This window comes from Corynebacterium sp. UMB4614 (assembly GCF_030217065.1).
Lineage (GTDB): Bacteria > Actinomycetota > Actinomycetes > Mycobacteriales > Mycobacteriaceae > Corynebacterium.
Genome location: NZ_JASONC010000006.1, coordinates 18,657 through 35,436 on the forward strand (window position 1 = coordinate 18,657; position 16,780 = coordinate 35,436).

Here is a 16,780-nt window from a genome sequence, read left to right on the forward strand (position 1 = left end):
CTTATTGAAAATAGTCGGGAGGCGCGGTCGCGGGGCTATACCCCGCGGGATAACGAGACCTTAGGCGGTCTCGTTCAGCGGGTTCTTCACCCAGCTCATCAGGTCGCGCAGCTTCTCGCCAGTCTTCTCGATCTCGTGATCGTTGTAGCTAGCGCGCAATTCCTCGAGCTCCTTGTTGCCGCCCTCAACGTTGGCGACGAGACGCTTGGTGAAGGTGCCATCCTGAATATCGGACAGGATGCCCTTCATGCGCTCCTTGGTATCGGCGTCGATGACGCGCGGGCCGGAGATGTAACCACCGAACTCCGCGGTATCGGAGACGGAGTAGTTCATGTTCTTGATACCGCCCTCGAAGATGAGGTCGACGATCAGCTTCAGCTCGTGCAGGCACTCGAAGTAAGCCATCTCCGGCTCGTAGCCCGCCTCAACCAGAACCTCGAAGCCGGTCTTAATGAGCTCCTCGGTGCCACCACACAGGACGGCCTGCTCGCCGAAGAGGTCGGTGACGGTTTCCGCCTCGAAGGTGGTCGGGATGACGCCCGCGCGGCCGCCGCCGATTGCCGCAGCGTAGGACAGAGCCAGGTCGCGGCCGTTACCCTTCGGGTCCTGCTCGACGGCGATCAGGCACGGAACACCCTTGCCGTCGACGTACTGACGGCGCACCAGGTGGCCCGGGCCCTTCGGCGCGACCATGCCGATGGTGATGTTGTCTTCCGGCTTGATCATGCCGAAGTGAATGTTCAGGCCGTGACCGAAGAACAGGGCGTCGCCGTCCTTCAGGTTCGGGGCGATGTCGTTTTCGTAAATCTGCGCCTGGGAGGTATCCGGGGCGAGCAGCATGATGACGTCGGCCCACTCGCTGGCCTCGGCATTGTTCAGGACCTTGAAGCCGGCCTCTTCGGCCTTCTCGCGGGACTTGGAGCCCTCGCGCAGGCCGATGGCAACCTCTACGCCGGACTCGCGGAGGTTCTGCGCGTGAGCGTGCCCCTGGGAGCCGTAGCCAATGATCGCAACCTTGCGACCCTGGATGATCGACAGGTCAGCGTCGTCGTCGTAAAAAACATCAATTGCCATGAAGTTTTCAACCTTTCTCGCCAGCCGCGTCTGCCCGCGGCTCGCTATCGATGAGCATGTTGAGAGTATAACAGAAATTTCACTCTTTGAGATGAAATTTACCATTCTATGAAATTTTACCCGGGCGGGTGCCCCCGATTTAACGGTTCGGCGCCATCGACCGTGGACCGCGGGACATCGCGGTGACGGAGGACTCGATGAGCTCGCGAATACCGAAGGGTTCCAGAACACCCAGCAGCGCCTGCAGCTTGGACGGAGTGCCCGTGGCCTCGATAATCAGCGAGTCCGGGCTGACGTCGACAACGTGCGCACGGAAGAGCTTCGCCGCCTCGACAACCTGGGTGCGGTTGCTATTGCCGGCAGCGACCTTGACCAGCAGCAGACCCCGCTGCACCGTGGTTTCCGGATCCTGACGCGAGACCTTGAGCACCGGAACCAGCTTGTTCAGCTGCTTCGTGATCTGCTCGACAACGATCTCCTCGCCCTCGACGACGAGCGTGATGCGATTGACGCCGTCGACCTCAGTGCGCCCCGAGCTAATGGAGACGATATTGAACGCACGCCGGGTGAACATTCCGGAGATGCGGGAGATGATGCCGTCCTCGTCCTGAGTCAGGACCGACAGAGTGTGAAGGTTGGACATTAGTTCTGTTCCCCTTCCTGGGCGTCGATGTTGTCGACTTCGGTGTCCTGAAATTCCTGCATGGTCTCGTGGATCTCGGCCGGGGTCTCCGCTGCCGATTCCTCGTCGTCGAAAAGCGGGCGCAGATCACGCGCATACTGCACCTCGTCGTTGGAGGTACCGGCCGGAACCATCGGCCACACCTGGGCATCCTCCCCGACGATGAAGTCGATCACGACCGGGCGGTCATTGATTTCGCGTGCCTTCTTAATGGTCGGGAGGACGTCCTCCTCCTTCTCCACGCGGAAGGCGGCGCAGCCCATGGACTCCGCGAGCTGCAGGAAGTCCGGGAGGTAGGCCTCCTTAGGTTTGAGGTTGGTGTGAGAGTAGTGCCCGTCGTAGAACAGGGTCTGCCACTGGCGCACCATCCCGAGGTTGCCGTTGTTGATCAGCGCGATCTTGATTGGGAAACCCTCGACCGCACAGGTCACGAGCTCCTGGTTCGTCATCTGGAAGCAACCATCGCCGTCGATGGCCCAGACCTCCTTATCCGGAGCGCCGGCCTTGGCTCCCATGGCCGCCGGCACCGCGTAGCCCATGGTGCCGAGGCCACCAGAGTTCAGCCAGGTGCGCGGGTGCTCGAAGTCGACGAACTGCGCAGACCACATCTGGTGCTGGCCGACACCGGCACAGTAAATCGCGTCGGGGCCAACCTCCTTGGACAGGGTCTCGATGACGAACTGCGGGGCCATCTTCTCGTTCGGGGTGTGCTCATAGCCGCGCGGGAAGTGTTCCTTCATCTCCCCCAGGTACTCACGCCACTCGGTGGTATCCGGACGAGAAAGACCGTGGGTATCGATCGCCTTGTGCAGCGCCGCGAGGACCTCCTTCGCGTCACCGACAATCGGCACCTGGACCTCGCGAATCTTGCCGATTTCCGCGGGGTCGATGTCCGCGTGGATGACCTTGGCATTCGGGGCGAAGCTCTCCAGCTTGCCTGTCACACGGTCGTCGAAGCGGGTACCGATAGCGATGAGCAGGTCGGAGCGCTGCAGAGCCGCCACAGCTGGCACGGAACCGTGCATACCCGGCATGCCCATGTGCAGCTCGTGGGACTCCGGGAAGGCACCGAGTGCCATCAGGGTGGTGACCACCGGGATGTCATTGGCCTCGGCGAAGGTTCGCAGCCCCTCGTGAGCCTCGGACTTGATGACGCCGCCGCCGATGTAGAGCACTGGGCGCTTGGCCTTACTGATCAGGCGCACGGCCTCCTCGACCTGGCGACCGTGGGGCGTAGTGACCGGGTGGTAGCCCGGCAGGTCGAACTGAGGTGGCCAGACGAAGTCCAGCTCGGCATTCTGCACATCCTTCGGCACATCAACCAGCACCGCACCCGGGCGCCCGGTGGATGCCAAGTGGAAGGCCTCCGCCATCGCTGCCGGAATGTCCTCCGGGCGGGTCACCATGAAGTTGTGCTTCGTGATCGGCATGGTCACGCCCCGAATATCGGCCTCCTGGAAGGCATCGGTACCCAGCAGACCCTTGCCAACCTGACCGGTGATCGCCACGAGTGGCACGGAATCCATGTTGGCATCAGCGATCGGAGTGACCAGGTTCGTCGCACCTGGGCCGGAGGTAGCGATACACACGCCGACCTCACCGGTGACCTGGGCGTACCCCGTGGCGGCATGGCCGGCCCCCTGCTCGTGGCGCACGAGAACGTGGCGGAGCTTTTCGGAGCCATACAGGGCCTCATACAGCGGGAGGACGGCGCCACCTGGGAGGCCGAAGACCACGCCGGTCCCCAGCTCTTCAAGGGAACGCACGATCGCCTCTGCGCCGTTAATGCGCTCGGGCTTACTGACCTGCGCGATGCCACGGCTGGCCGCAGCGACCGTGGCGGGCGTGGGCTGTGAGCGTGAAGTGTTGTTCACGGTTTCAATCGCTCCTTGCTCGGCACGCGAGATTGTTACTCGCTTCTACTTCATCGGGGACAAAACAAGAACACTGCAGCCTGCCGCATTTCCCCGAATCTCGGCGACCGGCCGGCTGAGCATTGTGATGATACTAACAATATAGACCCGGGATGGCAAACTTCGCGACCTGCATGTTCCCAATGGCTGAAATGTTTATTCCCATAGAGTGACTGCATGCTCGTCGTTAGCCACGCCGGAAAACCATCCCTGTTGCGCAGCAACCCCGCCCTCGTTTCATAGCCAGCATGCTGCCTGAATTATCAGCAGAGACCCGGCAAGGTCACAGGCTGCCTCGCTAGGGTTGTTCGCTATGCACGCATCGACCTATTTCCTCACGCATTACGCGATCAAGGCATGGGAGTGGCTGATCCACCCCGGCCTGCCGCTAGCCGCACTCGCGGTTCTGGCGGTTCTGATCCCGCGAATCGGCAGACTATGCGTCCGCGTCGTCGCCCAGCGGCTGGATGCCGATGAGGAGTCCACGAAATCCAAGCTCGCCCTCGCTGGCGCGCTGGTGTACCTCGTCGAAGCGGTGGTCTACTTCATCATCGCTATCCGGGCCCTGACCCTGCTCGGCGTACCGGCGGCCTCGGCAGCCGTTCCCGCCACCGTCGTTTCCGCTGCGATCGGTTTCGGCGCGCAGAACATCATCGGGGACTTCCTCTCCGGTGTCTTCATCATCACCGAGCGCCAGTTCGGCGTCGGCGATTACGTGAGCTTCGAAGGCACAAATAATGCGGTGGAGGGCACCGTCGTCGCGCTCACCCTCCGCGCCACGAAACTGCGTACCGCTAGCGGTGAGATGGTCACCGTCCCCAACGGCAAGGTCGGCGCGATCACCAACTTCTCCCAGGACTGGTCCCGCGCCTTCGTCGAGATCGATATCCCGCTGCGCCCCGGTGAGAACAACGACCACCTGGTCTCACAGGTCGAAAAGGCAACCAAACGCGCCGTGTCCGCCCCCGACGTCAAGCCCAACGTCACCGGCGACGTCGACGTCATGCCCGCCATCGCCGTCGTCCAACCCCAGGCAGCCGGTCAGCCGTGGGCCGTGACCTTCCGCGTCACCGTCGACGTCATCCCCGCCAAACAGTGGGCCGTGGAACGCGCCATTCGCTCGGCCATTCTGAACACCTTCTGGGAGCGCATGGAAACCGTTCCCGCCTCGCCGTTCGGAGCAAAGGAAGCCTCCGGGACTTCCATCCCACACAGCACGGTGCCGGGAGCAGCCCCGACCACGGCAGCGGACGACTCCGCCCCCACGACCGTGTTCGCCACCCGGCAGGAAGCAAGCGCTTCTCCGCAGAGTTCGCCACATGACGGTGTCCACAGCACGGATACGTCTCGTCTGTCCGATGACGATGATTCCGGCACCCCACTGGACCCGGCGGAGGAGGTCGCGATCGTCCGATCCAAGGACGATGGCCCTGGGTCCGCCTCCGATGGCGCGCTCATCGTCGGCACCGAGGACGACGATGAAGAAGACCTCGATTCCGGGGTATTCAAGCGCTATGACTACAGCTCGCGTTTCCAGCGCTGGCTGACCTTCGGTGGCCGAACACGGGTCTCCACGACGCTCCTGTTCATCGCGCTCGCAATCCTGGGGCTGCTTGCCGCAGCGTCCTCAAACCCGGACGACGGTCGCGCCGGCGTGCTCAACCCCGCTTATTGGAGCGACCGGCCGGCGAAGACCAGCGAACAGACCGAGTCTCCGGCCCCGGAGCCATCACAGCCCGCAACCCAGGATTCCTCGGAGCAAGAGGGGCAGCAACCGCAGCAAACTGGCCAGGCGGAGACCCCCGAGCCCCAATCCACGCAGGAACCGAACGCCAACAACTCACAGCGCGAACCGCAGAATCGGGCGCCGCAGTCGCAGCAGCAGAACCAGAATCAGAATCAGCAACCTGACGGGAATCGCGGTGCCGCGGCTCCGGCGACCACTGGCGCTGATTCCGGGACTGCCACGGGAGACTCCGGTGGGAACACCGGAGGCTTCTAGCACGATCCCCCTCCGGCCTCACGGCGAAGAAAAAGGGATTTAAGCCCCACCCCGCGCACCTGGTTAAATGGCTCACATGAGCGCCCAGGACAACAACACCACGAACCGGCCCCGTCCCGACCACAACCACGGTCGACCGGCGGTGCGCCCCCAGACGTTCCACCCGAGCCGGGAAAACATCCTCGTCGGGTTCGTCATGTTCCTGATTAGCCTCATTTTCACCGGATACAACGTCGCAGCGTTCTTCTGGATTCCCCTGCTCCCGCTGCTTTTCATCGTGTGGGTGATCAAGGCGGGGACCCGCGTGGATGAGCAGGGTATTACGGCCAAGCCACTGATCCGACCATCCAAGACCGTGGCTTGGCAGGACTTCCAGGGCATCCGTTTCAACAAGGCGGGTAAGGCCTACGCAGCCGCAATAGATGACTCTCAATTCTGGCTGCCTGGCATCAGCTTCAACAGCCTCCCCGCCCTCGCAGAGGCCACTGCAGGCCGCATCCCGGACCCTCTCACCCCGGCGCGCCTGGACATTCACAATAAGGTCCAGGTCGTCCACCGCGACGGTTCGGCGGTCCTGATGGACTCCGAGGATTACGCTGAGTACGAGAAGCAGCGTCGCGCGGAGCACGAGGCCGAGCACCCCACGGCCGCCCCAGAGTCTCAGGCGGATTCCGTCGCTTCCCCAGAGAACGCGGATGATCCGGGTACCGGCCGCAACTCCGAGCGCGCTCGCGATAACTAAAGAACACAACGCCGGCTTCGCCTCCCCCGCTGTCGGGGACCGTACGGGGCCGGAAAGCCACTTTCACCCATAGAGATATTGAAGAGAGCACGTCGATCATGACATCTCAGGACAACACCACTTCTTTCGGAGCCTCGATCCCACTGCGTTCCGACGTCACCACACAGGGCCGCAACGCCGCAGGCGCACGTGCGCTGTGGCGCGCGACGGGCATGACGGATGATGACTTCCACAAGCCGATCATCGCCATCGCGAACTCCTATACCCAGTTCGTTCCGGGCCACGTCCACCTCAAGGACGTCGGCGACATCGTCGCTGAGGCCATCGAGGAGGCCGGCGGTGTGGCACGCGAATTCAACACCATCGCGGTCGACGATGGCATCGCGATGGGCCACGCCGGAATGCTCTACTCCCTGCCCTCTCGCGAGATCATCTCCGACAGCGTGGAGTACATGGTTAACGGGCACGCCGCGGATGCGCTGGTGTGCATCTCGAACTGCGACAAGATCACCCCGGGCATGCTGAACGCCGCGATGCGGTTGAACATCCCGGTCGTCTTCGTCTCGGGTGGCCCGATGGAGGCCGGCAAGGCCGTCGCCGTCGACGGCGTGGTCCAGGCCCCGACGGACCTGATCACCGCGATCTCCGCCTCCGCATCCGACAGGGTCGACGCCCAAGGCCTGCTGGACGTCGAGTCCGCAGCGTGCCCGACCTGCGGTTCCTGCTCCGGTATGTTCACCGCCAACTCCATGAACTGCCTCACCGAGGCGCTGGGCCTGTCCCTGCCGGGTAACGGCTCCACCCTGGCGACCCACGAGTACCGCCGCCGTCTGTTCACCCAGGCCGGCCACACCATCGTCGACCTGTGCCGCCGCTACTACGGCGAGGGCGACGAGTCCGTCCTGCCGCGCAATATCGCGACCAAGCACGCCTTCCAGAATGCGATGGCACTGGACATGGCGATGGGTGGCTCCACGAACACCGTGCTGCACATCCTCGCCGCCGCCCAGGAGGGCGAGGTGGACTTCACCCTGCAGGACATCGATGATCTCTCCCGCGAGGTGCCGTGCCTGTCCAAGGTCTCCCCGAACTCTGACTTCCACATGGAGGACGTCCACCGTGCCGGCGGCATCCCCGCGATCCTGGGTGAGCTGTGGCGCGGCGGAAAGCTCAATGAGGATGTCCACACCGTGCATGCGAACAGCCTCTCCGAGTGGTTGGAGGCCTGGGACATCCGCGCGGAGAACCCGAGCGATGCCGCCATCGACCTCTTCCACGCCGCTCCGGGCGGGGTGCGCACCACCGAGGCTTTCTCCACCGAGAACCGCTGGTCTTCGCTGGACACTGATGCCGCTGGTGGCTGCATCCGCGACGTTGAGCACGCCTACACCGCCGACGGCGGCCTGGTCGTGCTGCGCGGCAACCTCGCCGAGGACGGTGCGATCATCAAGGCTGCTGGCATCGACGAGGAACTGTGGCGCTTCGAGGGCAAGGCCCTCGTCGTCGAATCCCAGGAGGACGCGGTGCGCGTGATCCTGGACAAGAAGGTAAAGCCAGGTGACTGCATCGTCGTCCGTTACGAGGGCCCGGCTGGCGGCCCGGGCATGCAGGAGATGCTGCACCCGACCGCCTTCCTGAAGGGCTCCGGCCTGGGGCGCGAATGCGCACTGATCACGGATGGGCGCTTCTCCGGCGGTTCCTCCGGCATCTCGGTCGGCCACATCTCCCCCGAGGCTGCCCACGGCGGGCTGATCGGCCTGGTTGAGGACGGCGACCCGATCCTCATCGACGTCCATGACCGCACGCTGGAGCTGCAGATCTCTGAGGAAGAGATCGCGCGCCGTCGCGAGCAGATGGACGCCTCCGACACCCCGTGGCAGCCCACCACCCGCAAGCGCCGAGTCACCAAGGCCCTGCGCGCCTACGCAGCGATGGCAACCTCAGCCGATAAGGGCGCAGTCCGCGAGGTGAAGTAGCTGCCATGGCTCACGCCACGTCCGGGTCCCCGGCTCCGCACACTCCGGAGCGCGCGGGTCACGATCCGATGATCCGGGTACGCGATGCGCACCTGCATAACCTGAAGCACATCGACGTCGACCTGCCGCGGGACACCCTCGTGGCGGTCACTGGCGTGTCGGGGTCGGGCAAGTCCAGCCTGGCCTTCGGCACCATCCACGGGGAGGCACAGCGCCGCTATCTGGAGTCCGTCTCCCCCTTCGCCCGCCGTCTCATCGGCGGCGCGGTCAACCCTCGAGTGGGATCGGTCACGGGCCTGCCGCCGACGGTGGCGCTGCAGCAGTCCACCACCCTGGGTGGGGCGCGCTCCTCGGTGGGCACGATCTCGAATATGTCGAATAGTATTCGGCTGCTCTTCTCCCGCTCGGGCAGCTACCCGGACGGCATGCGCGAGCGGCTGGAGTACGGCAGGCTCGATTCGGATGCCTTCTCCCCCAACACCACTGCCGGCATGTGCCCCGAGTGCCAGGGAACCGGCACCGTGCACCGGCCGACAGAAGAGTCGATGGTGCCGGATCCCAGCCTGTCCATCTGGGACGGCGCGATCGCCGCGTGGCCGGGAGCGTGGTTGGGCAAGAACTTCCGGGACATCCTGGGAACCCTCGGCTATCCGCTGGACATCCCATGGCGGGATATTCCGCAAACAGACCGCGACTGGATCCTGTTCACCGATGAGCAGCCGGTGGTGACCGTCCACCCTGTGCGGGATGAAAACGCCGTGAACGGATCGTATAAGGGCAAGTGGCGCTCGGTTGCCACCTACCTCACCGACACCCTGGCGGAGACGGAGTCGGATAAGAACCGCCGCCGGGTGCTTTCCTTCATGCATTCATCGACCTGCCCGACGTGCCAGGGCCGTGGCTTCCAGCCGGATACCTTGCAGGTCACCTACGCCGGTTATGCCATCGACGAGTTTAATGATCTGGCGTTGAAGGATGTTCTTGCTGTGTTGGAGGAACGCCTCCAGTATTTGGCAGGCATCGCCAAGCAGCAGTGGACCGAGCACGACGAGGCCGAGGAGCTGCTGCTGGATCAGGTGCTGCCCACGGTGCGCGCTGCGATCAAGCTGGGGCTGGGGCACTTAAGCCTCTCCCGCCCGGCACGAAGCTTGTCCGCGGGCGAGCACCAACGCCTGCGGCTGGCCTCCCAGCTGAACTCGAGCCTGTTCGGTACGACCTACGTGCTGGACGAGCCCTCAGCGGGTCTGCACGTCGTGGAGCGCAAGGCGGTGTCCGAGCTGCTGCAACGCTTCATCACTGCTGGTAATTCGGTGCTTCTGGTGGAGCACGATATGTCCCTGGTAGCCGGTTGCGATTGGATCGTGGACATCGGCCCCCGCGCTGGCGAGCGCGGCGGGCAGCTGGTGTTCTCCGGCCCTACTGACCAGTTCCGAGCCACCGCCGAGCAGCTGGGCTCCCCCACAGCCACCGCGCTGAACGAGGACTTCCCCGAGCTGACGGACACTCCGGCCGGCACCGGTGAAGCGATCGGACTTCGTGGCGTGCACGCACGTGCCTTCGACGGGGCCGACGTGGACTTCCCGCTGGGGGCGCTGACCGCGGTCACGGGCGTTTCTGGGTCCGGCAAATCCACCCTGGTCATCGGGGTGCTGGCCGATGTGGTGTCCCGCTCGGCCAAGCAGGTGATCGGCGCCGACGAGGTCTCGGACGAAGACCCGGATGCCGAGCTCACGGCCGGTTCGGGCGCCAACGGGGATTTCCGCGTGGAGAGCGCCACGGGGGTCGATAAGATCCGCCGGTTGGTGCACATCACCCAGAAGCCTATCGGGCGCACGGTGCGTTCCACTGTCGCGACCTATACGGGCCTTTTCGATCACGTCCGCAGGCTCTTTGCTGCTACCCCAGAGGCGAAGCAGCGAGGCATGTCGGTCTCCGACTTCTCCTATAACACGACAAAGGGGCGCTGCCCGGAGTGCGATGGCGCGGGCAGCATCGAGGTCGAGCTGGTCTTCCTGCCTGGCACGTACACCACCTGCCCGGCCTGCCACGGCAAGCGCTATAAGCCGGAAATCCTTGAGATTGAGTGGAACGGTCGCAGCATCGCCGACATCTTGGCGCTGACCGTGGACGAGGCACTGGAGGTCTTTGCCGAGGAGCCGAGGATTCTTCGCTCCGTCGAATTTCTGCACGCCCTCGGCCTGGGCTACTTGCGACTGGGGCAGGGCTCCCCGGAGCTCTCTGGCGGCGAGGCGCAGCGCATCAAGCTGGCCTCGGAGATGCAACGCGGATCGGGCCACAAGCACAGCCTCTACCTCTTGGACGAGCCAACGACAGGACTGCATCCGGCGGACGTGGACCTGCTGCTCGCCCAGCTGCGTCGTCTGGTCGACGACGGCGCGACGGTGGTCGTCGTCGAGCACGACCTCCGGGTGGTCGCGCAGGCAGACCACGTCATCGACGTCGGCCCGGGAGCCGGAGACGAGGGTGGCCAGATCCTAGCCACCGGGACGCCGGCGGCAGTCGCTCAGCAGGGTATGCAGCCGGATTCCCGCTCGGTGACGGCCCAGGTTCTGGCCGAACGAGCCGGATTGGTTTGAGCCTGAACGCCTAAGGACTGCCCAAAGGCATAAGAAAACCCGAGCCCTGGTGGGCTCGGGTTCTGCTTTCACTGGCGCTTGAGCGCGCCGTACCGCGAAATTTAAAAGGGGTTGCGACCGCCCGTGAGCAGCCAGAGCGCGGCGAACCCGGCGATCCCCAGGACCGCAAAGATCCAGGAGGAGGCTAGCGGTCGGGTCGCCCAGCTACGGGAGCGATCCAGGGATGCCCCGCCAGGGCCCGTGAAGATCAGGCTGAGGCTGATCAGCGCGTAGAGCGCCCACTGGTGGATCACCGGGTTCAGCCCGTAGGGCCACAGCGATCCCTGGTGACCGGAAAGGTGGAAGGTCGCCATGAAGGCCGAGACCACGAAGGCGAGGGCGGCGGCGAACGGCGTGAGCAGACCCAGGATCAGCAGCCCACCGGCGATGACCTCGGCGGCGGGGATAGCGACGGCGAGCACCCCAGATCCGCTGAAGAAACTAAGTCGGCTTTCGAGGGCGCTGATGCCCGGATCCCCGGCAAAGCCAAAGAGGGTCTGCAGGCCGGAGATCAGCAGCACCGCGCCCGCGACGATGCGCAGGATGGCCAGGCCGAGGGACTGGGTACCGCGGCGGGTCTCCACTGGCTCGGCGACGGGGGCAAGTGGCTGGCCGTCAGGTCCGTAGGCAACCTCGCCCTCAGGACCCACCGGCTGCGCGTTCGGATCCCACTGCGCGTCCACGTCGAAGGTCCCCTGGGGGTGAGCGTCGCCCGGCTGCGCGGGGTAGCCCTGCGCGCCGGTGTCGGCATCGTTCTTCGGAGCGCCGCCGCCCGCGGCGTACCCGCCGGCGGCTCCCGCGGCCCCTGCCCCGGCCACCCCAGCGCCGAGCGCTGCGGTGTTCGTGCCGGTCTGTGGCTGAGTCTGCTGCTGCGCCAGTGTGCCCTGCGAACCCGTGCCCTGCGAGCCCGTGCCCGCACCAGCGCCAGAGAGGTCGAGCACCTCAGTGCGCTGGTCCTCGGCGGCGTCCGGCTGCTTACCAGCCGCATCCGGCACATCGGCTGCCGGCATGGACTCAGCCTCGGGAGCTGGCTCCGGCGCAGGTGCCTCGATGCGCTGGGGCCGGGCGCGGCCCGCGAGGGCATAAATATCACGCGGACGGCTCTGCTCAGCGGTCCCCCGCTCTGCCACTCCTGCAGTGTCAGTCCGCTCCGCTGCGTCCTTGCCCTTGGCCGTGGCCTTAGCGTCAGCCGCTGCGGTGTCGGCCTTCTTAGCCTCGGCAGGCTGCGGACTAGCCGTCTTGGCTGCTGTCTTCGGGGCATCGCCCTTGGCAGACTTCGCCTGAGCGGAGGCTGGGGACTTGTCGTCACTCGACTTCGCCTTGGGCTTGGCCGCAGCCTTCGCGGTGGGGGTAACCTTCGCAGCCGGCTTCTTATCTGCGGGGGCAGCGCCACTCTTCGTAGCCTTCGCTGCTGGAGCAGCCGGAGCCTTCGGGGCGCCCGGCGCCTTCGGGGCGTCCTTGGTGGCCGGCTCCGGGGTTGCGCCCTCGTAATCTGGCACATCGATATCGGCGTACGGTTCCGATGCGCGGTCGCTGTGCCCGAAGGGCGAACCTCCAAGCGCCCCCTTCTGGGGCTTCTTGCCATTATTCGATGCGTCAGTCATGTCCCCAGCCTAAACGAGTTTCCCCAGGAACAGACCGAACAGACGCGGAGTGTCGGAGAACACTGCACCTGCTCAATCGAGCAACTTCCCTGGTATGAAGTTGTGAAACTCGCAGTTCAGGGCAGCCGCCCCAAGTGACTGACGTTTGTTGACATATCATCAATAATGGAGGAGGGCCTAGCGGCTCAGGTCTCCAACAGAGCGCACAAATATAGAAGACAGTGAGGGATATGGCTTACGTTGAATCGGGCGGCGAATTCGACCGCGACATGAACTACATCGACGACCGCATCGTCAAGGACGTCGAAAACTTCGACACCAGCACCACCGCCTCCGGCAAAGGGCAGGCCTGGCCGGTGAAGCCCAATACCTACCGACTGATCGCAGCACGCGCCTGCCCGTGGGCACACCGCGCGGTGATCACCCGGCGCTTGATGGGGCTGGAGGACGTGATCTCCCTGGGACTGACCGGCCCCACCCACGACTGGAAGTCCTGGACTTTCGACCTCAACGAGGACTCCGTCGACCCCGTGCTGAAGATCGGCAAGCTCCGCGACGCTTACTTCAACCGCTACCGGGACTACCCTCGCGGGATCACCGTGCCGGCGATGGTGGACGTCGCGTCGAAATCCGTGGTCAGCAACGACTTCTTCAGCATCGTCGAGGACCTCGCCACCCAGTGGACCGATTATCAGCGCCCCGGCGCCCCGGACCTCTACCCGGAGGCATTGCGCGCGGAGATCGACGAGATCAACGAGCGCGTCTTCCGCACCGTCAACAACGGCGTCTACCGCGCAGGGTTCACCGGTTCGCAGGAGGCCTACGAGAAGGCTTTCAACGAGCTCTTCAGCACCCTCGACTGGCTGGAGGAACGACTGAGCAGCCGCCGCTACCTGGTCGGCGATCACATCACGTTGGCGGATGTGTACCTCTACCCCACCCTGATTCGCTTCGACATGGTGTATCACAACCACTTCAAGTGCAATCGCAACAAGATCTCGGAGATGCCGAACCTGTGGGGCTACCTGCGGGATCTCTTCCAGACACCGGGCTTCGGCGACAGCACGAACTTCCAGCAGATCAAGGACCACTACTTCCTGGTACACACGGACATCAACCCCACCGGAGTGGTCCCGGTCGGCCCAAACCCGGAGATCTTCTACACCGAGCACGGCCGCGAGGAGCTCCCGGGCAGCCCGTTCGGCGAGGGCACCGCCCCGGGCGCTCCCCAAGGGGAGGACCTGCTAGACGGCGACGAGGCCGGGGCCTTCACCTAACCCGGCGGTTCGTTAGTTACGCTTCGGCACTAACGCTTGGTGCCGATCTTCTCGGCGACGTCCTCCAGCCCCTCGGTGATCTTCGAACCCGCGGAGGCACCGGTGGTTGCCGGGGAAATCAGCTCCACCCGGGCGCCCAGCTCGGCGATCGCCGGCTGGTCCAGAAGATCCGCGAAGGCCTCCTTGCCCTGCCCGCGGAAGTCTTCGACGAGGATGACGTCCGGAGCAAGCGCGGCGATGCGCTCCGGGTCTGCCGGTGCCGCACCCCGCATGCCCTCAGCCTCGGAGATCAGCTCGCCACCGGCCTCCTTCACCAGGCCGCTGGCCATCGTGGACGGCGCCATGATCATCTCCTTGCCGCCGCGAGCCATGAGCAGCAGGACGCGGGGCTTGGCTTCCTTGTCCAGCGACCCCACGATCTCATCGCGTCGCTCGCCGATCTTCGCGCTCAGCTCCTGGGCCTTGTCCTGCTCGCCGGTCAGCTCGCCGAGGGTGGTCATGCTCTTCATGAGGCTGTCGATGGAGCTCCAGTCGGAGTCCTTGAAGGTGTGAACCTTCACCCCACTGTTGGCGAGCAGCTCCGCGGCGGAGCCCTCGGAGCCGTGCCGCTCGGTAAGCACGACCAGATCCGGGTTGAGCGCCAGCACCTGTTCCGGGTCCGCGTGCACCCCATCGGGAAGCGCGGTCTCGCCGACCGGCTTGCTGCCAGGGGTCGCCGGGGATGCCACGATGCGCTCGTGATCGACGAGCTCCGCGAGCACGCTGGTCGCATCGGAAGACAAGGAGGCGATGCGCTGCGGCTTGGTTACCGCCTCTCCGGACTCGGTGGACTCCGCGCTGCGGCTTTCCTCCGCACTCTGCGTAGCTTGCGCAGCGCCGTTGTCCTCGGCCGAGGAGCAGGCCGCGGCGAAAGTGAACAGCGGGAGGGTCAGCGCGACGAGCGCGTGGCGCCAGTGCTTACGGGCAGTAGTCATTCTCATCCTTAAAGTCTTTTGTCTTGGGTCTCGGGGCGTAGCGTTTCAGCGCTCCGCCACCGTGGGATTCGGGTTTTACGGCGCATCCGGAAGCAGCGGCCAACCCGCCGCCACGCGGTGTCACACCGGGGTGTCACAGCGGGGTGACTCGCAGGCTCTCCGTCACCGGGTCCGGCCTAATGTCCACCAGGACGCCGTAGACATCGGATACCAGCTCCGGGGAAAGCACCGACTCAGGCGGCCCCGTGGCAGCCACGTTCCGCTCCGCCATGAGGACGAGCCGGTCGCAGTACCGCGCCGCCAGAGTCAGATCGTGTAGGACGACCACCACGGTCTTTTCGTCCTGTGCCTGTTCCCTCAGGAGGTTGAGCACCCGCACCTGGTGTTTAAGGTCGAGCGCACTGGTGGGCTCGTCGCACAGCAGAACCGGGGTGTCCTGCGCGATCGCGCGTGCGACATGAACGAGCTGGCGCTCGCCACCAGAAATCTGGTTACCGATTTCTCCCTCAGGTGCTCGATCCCCACCCTCGCCAGCGAGTCTTCCACGATCTGGCGGTCGGAATCCGTGAACTGTTGGAACCGGGACACGTGGGGGTGGCGTCCGAACTGGACGACCTCGGCAACGGAGAAGTCGAAGCTCATCGTCGTGTCCTGGGGGACGACCGCCATCTGCTGGGCGCGCTGACGGTCGGAGGTTCCAGCATCCAGCCAGACCCCGCGCAGCAGCGTCGACTTGCCGGCCCCGTTGGGGCCGATGATCCCGGTGACCTGGCCCTGTTCGGCCGAGAAGGCGACGTCGGCGAGGATGCCGGGGACGGTGATGCGGGCGTCGATCATGCCGACCACCCCGCCGGACGACGGCCACGCAGCAGCAGCCAGAAGAAGATCGGCGAACCGATGAAGGCCACGACCGTTCCGGTCTGCAGCGTGACTGGGGCGAAGAGCATGCGGGCGATCGTGTCTGCTGCCAGTAGAAAGGCCGCACCGGCCAGCGCAGCGGTGGGCAGCAAGGACTTGTGATTCGGGCCGATGATCAGGCGGATGAGGTGCGGCACCACGAGCCCCACGAAGCCGATCACACCGGAGACCGCCACCGCCGACGCGGTGATCAATGCAGCAACCGTGAGTGTGACAACGCGAACCCGGCGCACATTCACTCCCGTGGTGCGGGCAGCCTGGTCGCCCATCAGCAGGATGTTGAGGTCCCGGCTAAAGAACAACAGAAGCACAATGCCGAGCACAATGGGCAGGCTCGCGATGGCGACGTGCTCCCAGGTGCGGGCGACAAGATCGCCGTTGAGCCAGAACGCCACGCCGCGAATATCCGAGTCCGAGGGTGCGTTGGCGATCGCCGCCGCGGTGACCGCACCCAAAAACGCGCTGAGCGCAATACCGACGAGCACGAGGGTAGCCGGCCCTCCCCCGCGCATCGCCGCGGCCAGCTGCACGATGGCCACGGCCCCCAGCGCCCCGAGGAAAGCCGAGGCCGGCAGTGCCCAGGCGGCCACCGCGCTGAATCCGGTGACGATGGCCAGCACCGCGGCCGTCGCCGCCCCGGCGGACACACCGATGATGCCCGGGTCTGCCAGCGGGTTGCGGAAGACCGCCTGCATCACGGTTCCGGCCACGGCCAGGGCCGCGCCCACGAGAGCGGCGATGATTGCGCGGGGCAGGCGGATGGTCGCCACAACGTTGTAAGCGCTCCCCAGCGCCGGATCCTGCCGGGCGATCTCTCCACGCCCAGTGATCTGCGCCCAGACGCTGGCCAGCACATCCGGCACCGCGATGGTGACCGGCCCGATGGCGAGCGCTGCGATAAAGAGAATTGCCGCCAGGATCGCCGCGATGGCGATTGCTACCGCCGGCGAGCTAAGACGACGTTTCTGCACACCGCGAACCT

12 protein-coding genes and 1 pseudogene are annotated in these 16,780 nt (G+C 65.1%); 5 read left to right on the forward strand and 8 right to left on the reverse strand.

What is annotated here, in order from left to right; translation table 11 throughout:
• Nucleotides 1–60: 60 nt before the first annotated feature.
• The 3 genes from ilvC to QP413_RS04095 form a co-directional block, all read right to left on the reverse strand.
• On the reverse strand, nt 61–1,074 hold the full coding sequence (ilvC, locus tag QP413_RS04085; protein ID WP_012360004.1) for a ketol-acid reductoisomerase: 1,014 nt from the start codon (nt 1,072–1,074) through the stop codon (nt 61–63).
• 139 nt (nt 1,075–1,213) lie between these two features.
• Nucleotides 1,214–1,717 carry an acetolactate synthase small subunit gene (gene ilvN, locus QP413_RS04090; RefSeq protein WP_284780739.1) on the reverse strand — a complete coding sequence of 168 codons (504 nt, stop codon included), beginning with the start codon at nt 1,715–1,717 and terminating at the stop codon, nt 1,214–1,216.
• Nucleotides 1,717–3,630 (reverse strand): acetolactate synthase large subunit, encoded by a 1,914-nt coding sequence (locus tag QP413_RS04095; RefSeq protein WP_284780740.1) that lies wholly within the window; start codon nt 3,628–3,630, stop codon nt 1,717–1,719. Before QP413_RS04095 ends, ilvN begins: the two co-directional genes overlap by 1 nt.
• A gap of 352 nt (nt 3,631–3,982) precedes the next feature.
• On the opposite strand from QP413_RS04095, the gene QP413_RS04100 reads away from it, so the two are divergent.
• From QP413_RS04100 to QP413_RS04115, 4 genes are all read left to right on the forward strand, one after another.
• Nucleotides 3,983–5,671, forward strand: a complete 1,689-nt coding sequence (locus tag QP413_RS04100) for a mechanosensitive ion channel domain-containing protein (protein WP_284780742.1) — start codon at nt 3,983–3,985, stop codon at nt 5,669–5,671.
• Nucleotides 5,672–5,747: 76 nt separating this feature from the next.
• Entirely contained in the window at nt 5,748–6,413 is a 666-nt protein-coding gene (locus tag QP413_RS04105; RefSeq protein ID WP_284780744.1) for a PH domain-containing protein, read from the forward strand.
• A 98-nt stretch (nt 6,414–6,511) separates the two neighbouring features.
• Nucleotides 6,512–8,389 carry a dihydroxy-acid dehydratase gene (ilvD, locus tag QP413_RS04110; protein ID WP_148792152.1) on the forward strand — a complete coding sequence of 626 codons (1,878 nt, stop codon included), beginning with the start codon at nt 6,512–6,514 and terminating at the stop codon, nt 8,387–8,389.
• A 5-nt stretch (nt 8,390–8,394) separates the two neighbouring features.
• Nucleotides 8,395–10,986 carry an excinuclease ABC subunit UvrA gene (locus QP413_RS04115; RefSeq protein WP_284780746.1) on the forward strand — a complete coding sequence of 864 codons (2,592 nt, stop codon included), beginning with the start codon at nt 8,395–8,397 and terminating at the stop codon, nt 10,984–10,986.
• A gap of 101 nt (nt 10,987–11,087) precedes the next feature.
• Here QP413_RS04115 and QP413_RS04120 read toward each other — a convergent pair whose 3' ends face one another.
• Complete coding sequence (locus QP413_RS04120; protein WP_284780747.1) at nt 11,088–12,629, reverse strand: DoxX family protein; 1,542 nt, start codon at nt 12,627–12,629, stop codon at nt 11,088–11,090.
• A 230-nt stretch (nt 12,630–12,859) separates the two neighbouring features.
• On the opposite strand from QP413_RS04120, the gene QP413_RS04125 reads away from it, so the two are divergent.
• Nucleotides 12,860–13,906 (forward strand): glutathione S-transferase family protein, encoded by a 1,047-nt coding sequence (locus QP413_RS04125; protein WP_284780748.1) that lies wholly within the window; start codon nt 12,860–12,862, stop codon nt 13,904–13,906.
• 29 nt (nt 13,907–13,935) lie between these two features.
• On the opposite strand, the gene QP413_RS04130 is transcribed toward QP413_RS04125, so the two are convergent.
• The 4 genes and pseudogenes from QP413_RS04130 to QP413_RS04145 all read right to left on the reverse strand — a co-directional run bounded on the left by QP413_RS04130 (nt 13,936) and on the right by QP413_RS04145 (nt 16,769).
• Nucleotides 13,936–14,880, reverse strand: a complete 945-nt coding sequence (locus QP413_RS04130; protein ID WP_284780749.1) for an ABC transporter substrate-binding protein — start codon at nt 14,878–14,880, stop codon at nt 13,936–13,938.
• 133 nt (nt 14,881–15,013) lie between these two features.
• Nucleotides 15,014–15,253, reverse strand: coding sequence for a hypothetical protein (locus tag QP413_RS04135; protein WP_284780815.1), 240 nt, complete (start codon nt 15,251–15,253; stop codon nt 15,014–15,016).
• 87 nt (nt 15,254–15,340) lie between these two features.
• Nucleotides 15,341–15,717, reverse strand: a pseudogene (locus QP413_RS04140) (ABC transporter ATP-binding protein); the annotation flags it as partial.
• Nucleotides 15,714–16,769 (reverse strand): iron ABC transporter permease, encoded by a 1,056-nt coding sequence (locus tag QP413_RS04145; RefSeq protein WP_284780751.1) that lies wholly within the window; start codon nt 16,767–16,769, stop codon nt 15,714–15,716. The gene QP413_RS04145 and the pseudogene QP413_RS04140, both read right to left, overlap by 4 nt.
• Between the last annotated feature and the right edge of the window lie 11 nt (nt 16,770–16,780).